The sequence below is a fragment of the Pseudomonas sp. SHLD1 genome (assembly GCF_028640935.1).
Classification (GTDB): Bacteria; Pseudomonadota; Gammaproteobacteria; order Pseudomonadales; family Pseudomonadaceae; genus Chryseomonas; species Chryseomonas aestiva.
This window is the reverse complement of sequence record NZ_JAQZAD010000032.1, coordinates 390,533-404,095: the sequence shown is the minus strand read 5'-3', so window position 1 is coordinate 404,095 and position 13,563 is coordinate 390,533. Positions and strand designations below refer to the sequence as shown.

Sequence of the window (13,563 nt, the reverse complement as noted above, 5' to 3'; positions counted from 1 at the left end):
TAGAGTTCGCCAGCGCGACGGACTTCGCTGGCGCTGGGCAGCGAACGCACGGATTCGTAGCCGATCACCCGGCCCTGTTCGAGGATCGGGGTGACATAGGCGCTGACCCAGTAGAAATCGCCGTTCTTGCAGCGATTCTTGACGATGCCCATCCACGGCTTGCCCTCCTTGAGGGTCGCCCACATGTGGCCGAACACCGGCGGCGGCATGTCGGGATGACGCACCAGGTTGTGCGGACTGCCGATCAGCTCCTCCCTTGTATAGCCACTGATGGCGATGAAGGCCTCGTTGCAGTAGGTGATGTTCCCCTGCAGGTCAGTGGTGGAGATGAGTCGTTCCTCTTGCTTGAAGGTACGGCCTTGCTGGGTGACCGGCAAATTCGTGCGCATGCGGGTGCCTTATCTAGCGGGTTATCTACTCCGTGCGACATCAACCAGTTCAATGGTGGCCAACTGCCTGCACAGGCGCCAACGGTAACCATTTGGTTATCGTCATACTAACTATCGGCATGTTGCATCTGGGCTTTAAGGATGCGCTGAAAACTCTCGATAAGCGGCTCTCGTCCGCGTCCTCGACGGGTGATGAGGGAGAACGGCGCCTGATAGCCGAAGGTCGCCGGCTGCAGGGCCTTGAGCCGGCCCTGATCGACCCAGGCGTGGACATAGTGCTCCGGCAGATAGCCGATATAGGCTCCGGAGAGAATCAGGATCAGTTGCGCCTCCATGCTTTCGACGGTGGCGGCGCTCTCCTTGAAGCCATGCCGAGCCAGTTCCGCCTGACTCCAGTAGCCCCGCCGCACCATGCGCTGGCGAGTGATCACCTCGGCGGGAATGCGCCGCTCCTGGAACAGCGGATGGCGATCGCTGCAGTAGAGCCAGTGCTGCTCGCGATACAGCGGCTGATAGACCACCCCGTTCATCCGCGCGGAAAAGGCGCCCACCGCCAGATCCAGCCGCCCTTCCAGTACGCCGAGCTGCAATTCATAGGGGCTGGTCACGGCCAGGTGCAGGTGAACGCCAGGATAGTCGTGGGTATAGCTGCCGATCACATTGGCCAGCGGCAGCGCCGGCTCGCTGGACAGCGAATCCAGCACGCCCAGGTTGAGCGTACCGCTCAGCTCGCCCTTGAGGGTGGTGGCATAGCGTTCGAAGCCTTCGATCTCGCCCAGGATGCGCAGGGTTTCCTGATGGAAGAGTTCACCCTTGCTGGTCAGGGCGAAACCACCACGACCGCGATGACAGAGGGTGATGCCGAGCTGACCCTCCAGCTGGCTCATGTAGGTGCTGATGGCCGAGGTCGACAGATTCAATTCCTGCTGCGCCGCGGCGAAGCCCTGGTGGCGTACCACACAGGCGAACAGCTTGAGCAGGCGGATGTCGTGGAGGGCATTGGCCATGGCGGACTCCCGGTGGACACGGCCCGGCAGTCTAGCCATTAGTTCAGAAATCTCTGAAGTGATTTTTTGTCCGCGCCGATTCTTCGGCTGGCGGCGGCTTTGCACAATCGGGTCATCAGCACAACGAGGATGACCCGTGGAAAAGATCCTGCACCAGCCGCTGGGCGGCAACGAGATGCCCCGTTTCGGCGGTATCGCCAGCATGCTGCGACTGCCCCACCTCACCTCCCCTCTTGGCCTGGACGCCGCCTTCATCGGCATACCGCTGGACATCGGTACCTCGCTGCGGTCCGGTACCCGCTTCGGTCCGCGGCAGCTGCGCAGCGAGTCGGTGATGATCAGGCCGTACAACATGGCCACCGGTGCAGCGCCCTTCGACTCCCTGAGTGTCGCCGACCTTGGCGACGTCGCCATCAACACCTTCAACCTGCTCGATACGGTACGCCTGATCGAGGAGCACTACGACCGGGTGCTGGAGCACGAGGCCATCCCCCTCACCCTGGGCGGTGACCACACCCTGACCCTGCCGATCCTGCGCGCCATGAAGAAGAAGTACGGCAAGGTCGGCCTGGTGCACGTGGACGCCCATGCCGACGTCAACGAGCACATGTTCGGCGAGAAGATCGCCCATGGCACCACCTTCCGCCGTGCGGTGGAGGAAGGCCTGCTGGACTGCGACCGGGTGGTGCAGATCGGCTTGCGCGCCCAGGGCTACGCCGCCGACGATTTCGACTGGTGCCGTGAGCAGGGCTTCCGGGTAATCCAGGCCGAGGAATGCTGGCACCGGTCGCTCACGCCCCTGATGGCCGAGGTCCGCGAGCGGGTTGGCGGCGGGCCGGTGTACCTGTCCTACGATATCGACAGCATCGACCCGGCCTGGGCGCCAGGCACCGGTACCCCGGAGATCGGCGGGCTGACCACCATCCAGGCGCTCGAGATCATCCGCGGCTGCCGCGGCCTCGACTTGGTGGGCTGCGACCTGGTGGAAGTCTCGCCGCCCTATGACACCACCGGCAACACCGCCCTGCTCGGTGCCAATCTGCTCTACGAGATGCTCTGCGTACTGCCGGGGGTGGCTTACCGCTGACGTTCCAAGGTGCGGCGACCCGCCATGACGGTCGCCCACCCGTTGCCTTTTTTTTTCGCTGCCGAACACCGGTGGGCCGCCTGGCCCGCCGACAACAAGAACGCGGGCCTGCCCCGCGGATAACCGTGTCGAGGCGTCATCCATGGACCATCATGACGGCATCACCCGTATCGAAACCTTTGGCGTCGAGCAGATTCCCGATCCCGAACGCCATGCCACGCCCTTCGATCTGTTCCGCCTGATCTTCGGCGGGGCCAATACCTTCGCCACCGCCGTGCTCGGCAGCTTTCCGATCCTGTTCGGCCTGTCGTTCCAGGCCGGGGTGCTGGCCATCGCGACCGGCGTCCTGTGCGGCGCCCTCATCCTGGCGCCCATGGGCCTGTTCGGGGCGCTCAACGGCACCAACAACGCCGTCTCCTCCGGCGCTCACTTCGGCGTCCATGGCCGTATCGTCGGCTCCTTTCTCTCGCTGCTGACCGCCATCGCCTTCTTCTCGCTGTCGGTATGGAGCTCCGGCGACGCCTTGGTGGGCGGCGCCCAGCGCCTGGCCGGACTGCCGGAGAACGCCCTCAGCCTGGGGCTGGCCTACGGGCTGTTCGCCGTGCTGGTACTGACGGTCTGCCTGTATGGCTTTCGCTTCATGCTATGGGTCAACAAGATCGCCGTGGTGAGTGCCAGCCTGCTGTTCCTGCTGGGCATCCCGGCCTTCGTCGGCGGCTTCGATGCCGGTTACGCCGGCACCCTGCGACTGGGCGAGCCCGGCTTCTGGGCGGCCTTCGTCGGCGCAGCGCTGGTGGCCATGAGCAATCCGGTGTCCTTTGGCGCCTTTCTCGGCGACTGGTCGCGCTACATTCCCCGACGCACGCCGCGCCTGCGCATCCTGCTGGCGGTGATCGCGGCCCAGGCCGCCACCCTGCTGCCCTTCCTGTTCGGCCTGGCCACCGCCTCGCTGGTGGCGGTAAAGGCCCCCGACTACATCGCCCAGAACAACTATGTCGGCGGCCTGCTGGCCATCGCCCCCACCTGGTATTTTTTGCCGGTCTGCCTGCTGGCGGTCATCGGCGGTCTTTCCACTGGTACCACGGCGCTCTATGGCACCGGCCTGGATCTCTCCAGCGTGCTGCCGCGGTTGCTGACCCGGGTGCGGGCGACCCTGCTGATCGGCCTGGCGGCCATCGCCTTCATCTTCATCGGGCGCTTCAGCTTCAACCTGGTACAGAGCGTGTCCACCTTCGCCGTGCTGATCGTGACCTGCACCAGCCCCTGGATGGTGATCATGATCCTCGGCCTGCTGGTACGCCGTGGCTTCTATTGCCCGGACGACCTGCAGGTGTTCACCCGCGGTGAGCAGGGGGGTCGCTACTGGTTCCACCATGGCTGGAACTGGCGCGGCATGGGCGCCTGGGTTCCCAGCGCCCTGCTCGGCCTCGCCTTCGTCAATCTTCCCGGCCAGTTCGTGGGCCCCCTGGGTGAGCTGGCGGGCGGCATCGACCTGAGCTTGCCGCTGGCGCTGGGCAGCGCCGCGCTGCTCTATCTGCTGCTGCTCCTGCTGTTCCCGGAACCGGCTGCCGTCTATGGCCCGGCCGGCGCACGGCGGCCCAGACGCCATGGTGCCCGCGCACCGCTGGACGGCATTCGCGCCGCCTGACCCCGAGCCCCTTCGATGGGCCGGTGCGTCCGGCCCTGCCTTCCGCTACAAGAGATCCCGTCAATGATCCTGGATATTTCCGTCGTCCTGGCCTACGCCCTGGCCATGCTCCTGCTCGGTTGGTACGGCATGCGCCGCGCGCGCAATCAGGAAGAATTCCTCGTCGCCGGCCGCAACCTCGGCCCGCTCTGCTACCTGGGCACCATGGCCGCCACCGTGCTGGGTGGCGCCGCCACCGTGGGCACGGTCCGCCTGGGCTACATCCATGGCCTGTCCGGCTTCTGGCTGTGTGCCATGCTGGGCGGCGGCATCCTGGTGCTCAACCTGTTCCTCGCCAAGCCGCTGCTCAAGCTGCGCATCTACACCGTGACCCAGGTGCTGGAACGGCGCTACACGCCGCTGGCCCGCCAGGCCAGCGCCGCGATCATGTTCATCTATGCGCTGATGCTCAGCGTGGTCTCGGTGCTGGCCATGGGCACGGTGATCCAGGTGCTGTTCGACCTGCCCTTCTGGAGCGCCATCCTGCTCGGCGGTGGCGTGGTGGTAATCTACTCCAGCATCGGCGGCATGTGGTCACTGACGCTGACCGATATCGTCCAGTTCGTCATCAAGACCGCGGGCCTGATGTTCGTGCTGCTGCCGATCTGCCTGACCCGGGTCGGCGGCTGGGACGCCCTGGTGGCCAAGCTGCCAGCCAGCGCCTTCGCCCTGACCACCCTCGGCTATGACACCATCCTCACCTACTTCCTGATCTATTTCTTCGGCATCCTCATCGGCCAGGACATCTGGCAGCGGGTCTTCACCGCTCGCAGCGAAGGCGTGGCGCGAGTGGCGGGCAGCCTGGCCGGCGTCTACTGCGTGATCTACGGCCTGGTGGGTGCCCTGATCGGCATGTGCGCCCGGGTGCTGCTGCCGGACCTCGCGGACGCCAACAATGCCTTCGCCGCCATCGTCCGTAGCGCCTTGCCCGACGGTATCCGCGGCCTGGTGATCGCCGCCGCCCTGGCGGCCATGATGTCCACCGCCAGTGCCGGGCTGCTGGCGGCCGCCACCACCCTGACCGAAGACCTGCTGCCGCGCCTGCGCGGCGGCAAGGCCTCGACCCTGGGCATGGCGCGTCTCTTCACCCTGCTCACCGGTCTGGCCGTGCTCGCCGTCGCCCTGCTGGTGAGCGACGTCATCGGTGCCCTGACGCTGGCCTACAACCTGCTGGTGGGCGGCATCCTGGTGCCGCTGCTCGGTGCCATCCTCTGGCCGCGTGCCACCACGGCCGGCGCCCTGGCAAGCATGCTGCTGGGTTCCGGCGCGGCCATCGTCTTCATGCTCAAGGACGGCCTGGAGGCCAATACGCCGATCTATTTCAGCCTGGGCCTGAGCCTGCTCAGCTTCGTGCTGGTGAGCCTGCTCACGGCGCGTACCCAGGTAGTCGCGCGGTCGGCCTAGCCGGCGATCACCGGTTCCAGGGCTTCCAGCCAGCAGACCACCGCCACGGCGCCACCATCGGGAATGCCGCGGACGCGTTCGCCCAGGTAGCTGGCGCGGCCCTGTGCCGGCAGCATCTCGGCGGTGGCCTCGGCCCCCTGGCGAGCGGCGGCGAGGGCTGTGGCAAAGGCCTGCGCGGGGCCGGCGCCCGCCTGGCCACCGGCGAGCAGGGCATCCGCCGCGGGCCGCAAGGCATCGAGCATGGTGCGCTGGCCCGGCTGGGCGCCACCCAGTTCGGCCAGGGCCTGGACGCCGCCGGCGAAGGCGTCGGCCCACTGGGCCAGCGTGGGTCGCTCCACACCGTCCAGCAGCTGAGCGGCGCGGACCAGCGCACAGGCATAAAAGGGTCCGGAGCTGCCACCGATGGCGCGGCGCAGCGCCTGACCCATGGCCGCCAAGGCACTGGCGGGGGTGTACCAGGCGCTGGCCGGCAGGGCACGCAACGCCTCGGCGCCACGGGCCAGGCTGGTGCCCAGATCACCGTCACCCGAGCGGCTGTCCAGGTCGGTGAGGCGGGCTTCGTTGGCCAGCAGGCTGGCGATCACGGCGTCCACCGCCCCCTGCAGGGACTCCGCCAGGGGGCCCGGGGTACGGGGGTTCGCCTCGGATATCACCGCGGGGGTGGGCAATAAGGTGGGCGCAGCCGGTACCCGGCCGTCACCCGGCCAGGCACGGGCCAGGGTCGGCGCATCCAGCAGCGTCAGGCGCGCCTCGTCCACCGGCAGCAGCGACAGCGAACAGCCGGGCATGTCCAGCGCACTGAGGAAGGTACCGGTCCAGGCGCGCTCCACCACCAGGCCCCGCTGGCGCAACTGACTCAATGCCGCCCGTGCCACCAGGGCGAGTTCCAGCGGCGGCGTTGCACCGAGGCCATTGACCAGCAGCGCCAGGCGGGTGCCCGCGGGATAGCCGCCGTCTTCGACCAGGGTATCCAGCAGGCGCGCCACGGTGGCATCGGCGCCCAGCCAGGGGCCACGCTCGACGCCCTGCTCGCCGTGGATGCCGAGGCCCCATTCCACCTCATCCTCCGCCAGCTGGAAACCCGGGTGGCCCACGGCCGGTACCGTGCAGGCACCCAGGGCGACACCCATGCTGCGCAGGTCGGCGCTCGCCGCGCGGGCCAGGGCGGCTACCTCGACCAGGGATCGCCCGGCGGCGGCCGCTGCGCCCGCGAGTTTGTGGATCAGCACGGTCCCCGCGATACCCCGGCGCTTTTCCGGCGCTACGGTATGGCGCAAGGCGGCGTCGTCCGCCACCAGCACCGTCTCGACCGGAATGCCTTCGCTGCGCGCCAGTTCGGCGGCCAGCCCGAAGTTGAGGCGATCGCCGGTGTAGTTCTTGACCACCAGCAGGGCACCCGCCGGACCGGCCACCGCGCGGATGGCCGCCAGCACGGCATCGACGCTGGGGGAGGTGAAGACGTCGCCCGCCACCGCGGCGGTCAGCATGCCCTCACCGACGTAGCCGGCATGGGCCGGTTCATGACCACTGCCGCCGCCGGAAATCACCGCCACCGGGCGATCTCCCGTAGCGGCCAGGGGCTGGCGCAGGATGACCTGTTCCTCGGCCAGCAGGGCGAGTCCGGGGTCCAGGCTCACGAGTCCTTCGAGCAGCTCGCGAACCACGGTGGCGGGGCTATTGATCAGCTTCTTCATCGGGCACTCCTGAGGGCTAGGGGTCGCCGCAGTATGGCATGCGACCAGTGGCACGAACGGCGCGTCACCCGGGGCAGTCTGCCGAAGGGCCACCTACCGGAGCCCGTCCATGTCCTCTGCCCCTCACCGTCTGGAAAGCCTGGCCAAGGTCACCGGCGCCGCCCGCTACAGCGCCGACCTCTCCCACAGCGAGGTCGCGGGCACGCCGGCCCATGCCGCCCTGGTGCAGAGCGAACGGGCTCAGGGGCGTATCCAGCGCCTGGCAGTGGCAGCCGCCGAGCAGGCGCCCGGGGTGTTGTTGGTCATGACGCACCTGAACGCCCCGCGCCTGCAACCGATCACCACCCTGCCCGGCGGCGAACTGGGGCGCTTTCTGCCGTTGCAGGACGACCGCCTCCACTACAGCGGGCAGGTCGTCGCGGTGGTGGTGGCCGAGCGAGCGGACCAGGCCGAGTTCGCCGCCCAGCTGATCGAGGTGGAGTACGGCGCGGAGTCGCTGGGCCAGGACTTCGACTTCACCCGACTGCCCGTCGAGTATCCGGAAGTGGTCGGCGCCGGCGAACCGGCGATCACCGAGCGCGGCCAACCCGACGTCGCCTGGGCAGCGGCGCCGGAACGCCTGGAGCTGGAGTACACCACGGAGCCCCAGCACCACAATGCCCTGGAGCCCGGCGCCGCCCTGGCAGCCTGGGACAATCGGGGCCGACTGGTCGTGGATGCCGGCACCCAATTCACCTATGGCGACGCCTACGCCCTGGCGCAGGCCTTCGCGCTTGGCGTCAGCCAGGACTTTCCGGCGGTCATGCGCGCGGGCCGCGCCGAGCCCGACTTCTCCACCCACATCCGTTTTCGTTCGCCACTGGTCGGTGGGGGCTTCGGTGGCAAGAAGGGCAATGCCCATCCGCTGCTTGCGGCCATGGCCGCCAAGCTCTTCGGCCGCCCGGTGAAGCTGGTGCTGAGTCGACGCCAGACCTTCGCCCTGATGCCTTATCGCGGGGCGACCCGCCAGCGACTGCGCCTGGGTGGCCACCGCGATGGCCAGCTCAGCGTGCTGCTGCAGGATGCCCTGATCCAGAACGCCCACACCTCCAACTTCATCGAACCGGTCGGCGAGATGACGCCAAAGCTCTATGCCTGCCCACACCTGCGCACCGGCCACGCCACGGTGCGGCTGCCGCTCAATGCCCCGAGTTGGCTGCGCGCACCGGGGGTGGCAGTCAGCCAGTTCGCCGTGGAGAGTGCCCTGGACGAATGGGCCCACCATCTGCGTCTCGACCCGCTGGAGGTCCGCTTGCGCAACCATGCCGAGGTGGAGCCCCAGAGTGGCAACCCCTGGTCGAGCAAGAGTCTGCGCCAGTGCTATGCGGCCGGTGCGGCGGCCATCGGCTGGGCGGACCGCGATCCCGGCATCGGCGCCATGCGCGATGGCGAGCTGCTGATCGGCTACGGCATGGCGACCGCGGTCTACCACGTTGCCCAGATGGCGGCCTCGGCGCGCATCCGGCTGCAGGCGGACGGCACGGCGGACGTGGAAAGCTCGACCCACGAACTGGGCCAAGGCAGCTGGACGGCCCTGAGCCAACTCGCGGCCGAAGCCCTCGGCTTGCCCCTGGAACTCGTGCGCCTGCATGGCGGCGACACCGACCTGCCCTACAGCTCGCTGACCGCCAGCTCTTCCACCACCCTCAGCCTGGGCGCGGCCATCCAGGCGGCCGCCGACCACCTGCGCCAGCGCCTGGCCGCACTGGTCGATACCCCCTCGCCCGACGCCGGGGACTGGCGACTCGCCAAGGGCGCCCTGGTGAGCCGCACGGCCCCCGGGCAACGTCACGCCCTGGTGGAACTGCTCCGCCGCCATGACCTCGCGGAGGTGAGCGTCGAAGCCAGCACCGCCGGCCAGTTGGCGAATCGTCCCGCCCTCGGTCGCGCCGCCTTCGGCGCCCAGTTCGCCGAGGTCGCGGTGGACCCGCAGCTGGGTACGGTGCGGGTGCGCCGGCTGGTGGGGGCCTTCGCCGGCGGCCGTGTCGTCAATCGCCGGCTGGCGCAGAACCAGCTGGAAGGCGGCATGCTCTGGGGCCTGGGCCAGGCCCTGCTGGAGCAGAGCCGACTGGACCCGAGCCAGGGGCGCTGGATGAACGCCGACCTGGCCGAAGCCCTGGTGGCCACCCAGGCCGATGTGCCCGAGCTGCAGGCCCTGCTGCTGGACGAAGACGACAGCCGCGGGCATCCCCTGGGCATCAAGGGCCTCGGCGAAATCGGCGTGGTCGGCGTCGCCCCGGCCATCGCCAATGCCGTCTTCCATGCCACGGGCATACGGGTACGGCAGCTGCCCATCACCCTGGACCGGCTGCTCGGCTGAGCGAAACGACCTTCCGCCCGACCGGGGCGGCAGGCTATCGTCTGCGCTGGGAAGCTTTTCAGGACCGGGATGTCTCACGCTGTTAGCCAGCCGCTCTCCTGCGCGCATTCCCCGCCGAGGTCCGTCATGCCGATCAAGATCGTTCCGCGCTCTGCCTGCCTGGGGTCGGAGATCACCCCCGAAGCCGTCTACCTGTCCCGGCGCCAGCTGCTCGGGGCCAGCGGCGCCCTGCTCGCCGGCGCCGCCCTGCCCGGCTGGGCGCTGGCGGCCGCTTCCAGCTATGGCGACGTCGAAGCCGCCAAGGGCCCGGACTGGTTCGAACGCAAGCTGCCCGCTACCCGCTGGCAGGCGGCCACGGTGAAGGGCGAGGACATCACGCCCTTCAAGGACGCCACCCATTACAACAACTTCTATGAGTTCGGGCCGGACAAGAGCGATCCCGCCGCCCACGCCGCTCAGCTGCCCACCCAGCCCTGGAGCGTGGTGGTCGATGGCGAGGTGGGCAAACCCGGCACCTACGGTCTTGAAGACCTGTTCGGGCCCGATACCCTGGAGGAGCGCATCTACCGCATGAGGTGCGTCGAGGCCTGGTCGATGGTCATCCCCTGGCTGGGCTTTCCGCTAGCCAGTTTGCTCAAGCGGGTCGAACCCACGGGCAAGGCGCGCTACGTGAAGTTCGAGACGCTAAAGGACCCGCAGCACATGCCCGGCATGAATTCCAGCTTCGCCCTGCTGGACTGGCCCTATGTGGAAGGCCTGCGCCTGGATGAAGCCATGCATCCGCTGACGCTGATGACGGTGGGCATGTACGGCCGGGTGCTGCCCAACCAGAACGGCGCGCCGCTGCGGCTGATCGTGCCCTGGAAGTACGGCTTCAAGGGCATCAAGTCCATCGTGCGCATCAGCCTGGTGGAAGAGCAACCCCGCACCACCTGGCAAGGCATGGCACCCAACGAGTACGGCTTCTATGCCAACGTCAATCCGGAAGTGGATCACCCGCGCTGGAGCCAGGCCCGCGAACGCCGGCTACCCAGCGGCCTGTTCAGCCCCAACGTGCGACCAACACTGATGTTCAACGGCTATGGCGAGGAAGTGGCGTCGCTCTACAGCGGCATGGATCTGCGGAGAAACTACTGATGGGATTGCTGCTCTGGCGGGTCGCGGTGTTCGTCGCCGCACTCTGCCCGCCGCTGTGGTGGCTGTACCAGGCCTGGATCTTCGCCCTTGGCCCGGATCCGGGCAAGGCGCTGGTGGACAAGCTAGGGACCGGCGCCCTGGTGCTGCTGTTGCTGACGCTGAGTCTGACCCCGCTGTCGCGCCTCACCCGCTGGAAGCTCTGGCCGGTGATCCGCCGTCAGCTCGGCCTCTGGACCTTCACCTATGCCCTGCTGCACTTCCTGGGCTACCTGGCCTTCGTGCTGGGCTTCGACCTGTCGCAACTGGGCGTGGAGTTGCAGCGCCGCCCCTACATCATCGTCGGTGCCGCGGCGTTGCTGATCCTGCTGGTCCTGGCCGTTACCTCCAATCGCCCGGCCATGCGCCGCCTGGGCAAGCGCTGGAAGGAGCTGCATCGGCTGGCCTACCTGGTGCTGGGCCTGGGCCTGCTGCACTACCTCTGGATCGTGCGCTCGGACCTGGAAGAGTGGGCGATCTACGCCGCCATCGGCGCCGCGCTGCTGGCCTTCCGCCTGGTGGATGGATGGCGCCGTAAAAGGCGCAGTCGGGCAGCGACCGTCCCTGCGCGCTGATTACCACTGCCGAGACGGAGGGGTCGACCCTTCATGCCTCAAGACCATAGGGGTGGTATTAAATACAGCTATTCAGGAGTGCGGGTGGACTGCCACGGCTCACAGGGCGGTCATAAATAGGCCTGGCGCCAGCGGGCCAGGCCGTTGCCCTGGAGGCGGTCGGTCAGCGCTGCGCGGCCTGGCGCAGGCCCTTCAGGGTGTTGAGCGGGGCATCCACCACGAAGCTGTTGGCCAGCCAGGACGGCACGCTGCCACCCGGCTCGCTCTGGGCCTCGTAGGTCACTTCCGAGCCGCCGTTTTTCGGTACCACGCGCCACTGGCCCTGGAAGCTGGCAACCCGTACGTAGCCGTCGGCGGCGGGACGATAGTCCGGCTGGCCTTCGAGGGTGCGGGTGAAGCCGCCATCGGGCGTCTTCTGCTCGGTAATGTGCAGCACCACGTCACGGGCGGTCACCGGCCAGGGCATGTCGATGCGCATGTAGGTCCAGGCCTGGTTGTCCTGGCGCTTGAGCACCTGCAGCGACTGGCAGCGGAAGATCCATTTGCAGGAGCCCACCGGATCGTCCTGCCGCTTGGCGATGGTGGCCGGATCGGCCTTGATCTGGACCACGCCGCGGTAGGCCTTGTACTTGGAGCCGGCGACGGCCCGGGTATAGACCTGGATCCCGTCTTCCTGCTTGGCGAGTTCCCAGTCCTCGGCCTGGGCCAGGCCGGTGGCTGCGAGCAGAGTCAGGGCGAGGATGGAGCGAAGCGGCTTGTGCATGGGACGTCCCTTGTTGTTGTGGTTGTCGGAGAGCGCAATTCAAAACCGGATCAGGCAGCGGTTTCACCTTCGAGGCGCAGCAGGATGGCCATGGCCTCGGCGCTGCTGGTACCGCAGAACGCCAGTTCGGCCTGGAAGCCGCCGCACACCGCCGGGCGCAGCGGCGAGCCGAACAGGTCGCAGCGATTGGTGCTGTCCAAATGAGCGCAGCGCACCCCGGAGGGCTTGCCCTGGGGCATGCGTGGCAGCGGTGAGGAGATCGAGGGCGCGATGCAACAGGCGCCACAACCCGGACGGCACTCCATGGGTGAAACTCGCAGAGAAAGAGGGTTCAAGCTTAAGAGCAAGGCTGGGGCCTCACAAGCGAATCGTGACCAGATGTCGCTATCGAGTCATGAATGTAACGTCCATTCGCACCTCGCCACGCAACCCCGCGGCCTTTCCACCGTCTTATCTGCGACGAGCGAGGCGGCTGCCCGAGGGCGTGACGATGAAGCATTGGCTGGTGCTGGACCTGGAAGCGACCACCGACGAAGGCGGCTGGCCGCTGGAGTTGATGGAGATCATCGAGATCGGCGCGGTGATGGTGGATACCGAGGGCCAGGAGCTCGGTCGCTATCAGAGTTTCGTCCAGCCCCGGCGCCTGCCGCTGCTGACGCCCTTCTGCCGCGACCTCACCCATATCAGCCAGGCCGACGTCGATGGCGCCGAGCCCCTGGAAAGTACCTGGCCGGCGTTCGAGGCCTGGCTGGGCGCCTATGAGACCACCCTCGCCGGCTGGTGCAGCTGGGGCGATTTCGACCGCCGTCTGCTGGAGCGGGCCTGGCGCGAATACGATCTGCACACCCACCTCGCCCGGGTCCCGCATCGCAATCTCAAGCAGGCCTTCGCCAAGGCCCGTGGCCTGGCGCGTCCGCTGGGTCTCACCGCCGCCCTGGAATCGGCCGGACTGGCCTTTACCGGGGTGCTGCACCGCGCCGAGACCGACGCGCGCAACACCGCCAAGCTGATACCGGCCAGCCTGCCGGCGCTCGCGCGCTAGCCTCGTCTGGAGCGGTGACAGTGGGCCTCGGCCTTGGGCATACTCGCCGACGGTTCTAACCGCTCTCGCACAAGGAAATCCAATGTTCAAGGTCAACGAATACTTCGACGGCACCGTCAAATCCATCGCCTTCAGCCTCAAGTCCAAGCCTGCCACCCTGGGCGTCATGGCCCCCGGCGAATACGAATTCGGCACCAGCCAGCTGGAGATCATGCACGTGGTGGCCGGCGCCCTGACCGTGAAGCTGCCGGGCAGCGAGACCTGGGAAACCTTCGCCGCGGGCAGCCAGTTCACCGTGCCGGCCAACGCCAAGTTCCAGCTCAAGGTCGCGGAAGACACCGCCTACCTCTGCGAATACCACTGAGTTCGGCCGCCCGAGCCGG

12 protein-coding genes and 1 pseudogene are annotated in these 13,563 nt (G+C 67.8%); 8 read left to right on the top strand and 5 right to left on the bottom strand.

The genetic code is table 11. From position 1 onward, the window contains the following. Positions 1-59: 59 nt before the first annotated feature. Positions 60-389, bottom strand: a pseudogene (locus PVZ77_RS26230) (PAS domain-containing protein); the annotation flags it as partial. 107 nt (positions 390-496) lie between these two features. Then, entirely contained in the window at positions 497-1,396 is a 900-nt protein-coding gene (locus tag PVZ77_RS22780) for a LysR family transcriptional regulator (protein WP_273807039.1), read from the bottom strand. A 136-nt stretch (positions 1,397-1,532) separates the two neighbouring features. Here PVZ77_RS22780 and speB point away from each other — a divergent pair, with 136 nt between their 5' ends. The 3 genes from speB to PVZ77_RS22765 all read left to right on the top strand — a co-directional run bounded on the left by speB (position 1,533) and on the right by PVZ77_RS22765 (position 5,574). Beyond that, on the top strand, positions 1,533-2,483 hold the full coding sequence (speB, locus tag PVZ77_RS22775; RefSeq protein WP_273807038.1) for an agmatinase: 951 nt from the start codon (positions 1,533-1,535) through the stop codon (positions 2,481-2,483). Positions 2,484-2,625: 142 nt separating this feature from the next. Beyond that, positions 2,626-4,131, top strand: coding sequence for a purine-cytosine permease family protein (locus PVZ77_RS22770; protein ID WP_273807036.1), 1,506 nt, complete (start codon positions 2,626-2,628; stop codon positions 4,129-4,131). Between the two features lie 63 nt (positions 4,132-4,194). Continuing rightward, positions 4,195-5,574 carry a sodium:solute symporter gene (locus PVZ77_RS22765; RefSeq protein WP_273807035.1) on the top strand — a complete coding sequence of 460 codons (1,380 nt, stop codon included), beginning with the start codon at positions 4,195-4,197 and terminating at the stop codon, positions 5,572-5,574. Here the strand turns inward: PVZ77_RS22765 and PVZ77_RS22760 are convergent. After that, a complete protein-coding gene (locus PVZ77_RS22760) occupies positions 5,571-7,268 on the bottom strand; it encodes a dihydroxyacetone kinase family protein (RefSeq protein WP_273807034.1) in 1,698 nt (565 codons plus the stop codon). The genes PVZ77_RS22765 and PVZ77_RS22760 overlap by 4 nt on opposite strands. 109 nt (positions 7,269-7,377) lie before the next feature. On the opposite strand from PVZ77_RS22760, the gene PVZ77_RS22755 reads away from it, so the two are divergent. From PVZ77_RS22755 to msrQ, 3 genes are all read left to right on the top strand, one after another. Further along, the gene (locus tag PVZ77_RS22755) at positions 7,378-9,627 is read left to right on the top strand and encodes a xanthine dehydrogenase family protein molybdopterin-binding subunit (RefSeq protein WP_273807033.1); all 2,250 of its coding nucleotides are present in this window, start codon (positions 7,378-7,380) and stop codon (positions 9,625-9,627) included. Between the two features lie 126 nt (positions 9,628-9,753). Next, positions 9,754-10,764, top strand: a complete 1,011-nt coding sequence (msrP, locus tag PVZ77_RS22750) for a protein-methionine-sulfoxide reductase catalytic subunit MsrP (protein ID WP_273807032.1) — start codon at positions 9,754-9,756, stop codon at positions 10,762-10,764. Further along, entirely contained in the window at positions 10,764-11,375 is a 612-nt protein-coding gene (gene msrQ, locus PVZ77_RS22745) for a protein-methionine-sulfoxide reductase heme-binding subunit MsrQ (protein WP_273807031.1), read from the top strand. Before msrP ends, msrQ begins: the two co-directional genes overlap by 1 nt. Before the next feature lie 163 nt (positions 11,376-11,538). Here the strand turns inward: msrQ and PVZ77_RS22740 are convergent, their stop codons facing one another. Continuing rightward, positions 11,539-12,138: an START domain-containing protein gene (locus tag PVZ77_RS22740; RefSeq protein WP_273807030.1), complete on the bottom strand. Its 600-nt coding sequence runs from the start codon at positions 12,136-12,138 to the stop codon at positions 11,539-11,541. A gap of 50 nt (positions 12,139-12,188) precedes the next feature. Continuing rightward, positions 12,189-12,443: a YkgJ family cysteine cluster protein gene (locus tag PVZ77_RS22735; protein WP_027597778.1), complete on the bottom strand. Its 255-nt coding sequence runs from the start codon at positions 12,441-12,443 to the stop codon at positions 12,189-12,191. Positions 12,444-12,628: 185 nt separating this feature from the next. Here PVZ77_RS22735 and PVZ77_RS22730 point away from each other — a divergent pair, with 185 nt between their 5' ends. Further along, positions 12,629-13,180 (top strand): exonuclease domain-containing protein, encoded by a 552-nt coding sequence (locus tag PVZ77_RS22730; protein ID WP_273807029.1) that lies wholly within the window; start codon positions 12,629-12,631, stop codon positions 13,178-13,180. Positions 13,181-13,262: 82 nt separating this feature from the next. Beyond that, positions 13,263-13,544, top strand: coding sequence for a pyrimidine/purine nucleoside phosphorylase (gene ppnP, locus PVZ77_RS22725; protein ID WP_273807028.1), 282 nt, complete (start codon positions 13,263-13,265; stop codon positions 13,542-13,544). The last annotated feature ends 19 nt before the right edge of the window (positions 13,545-13,563 follow it).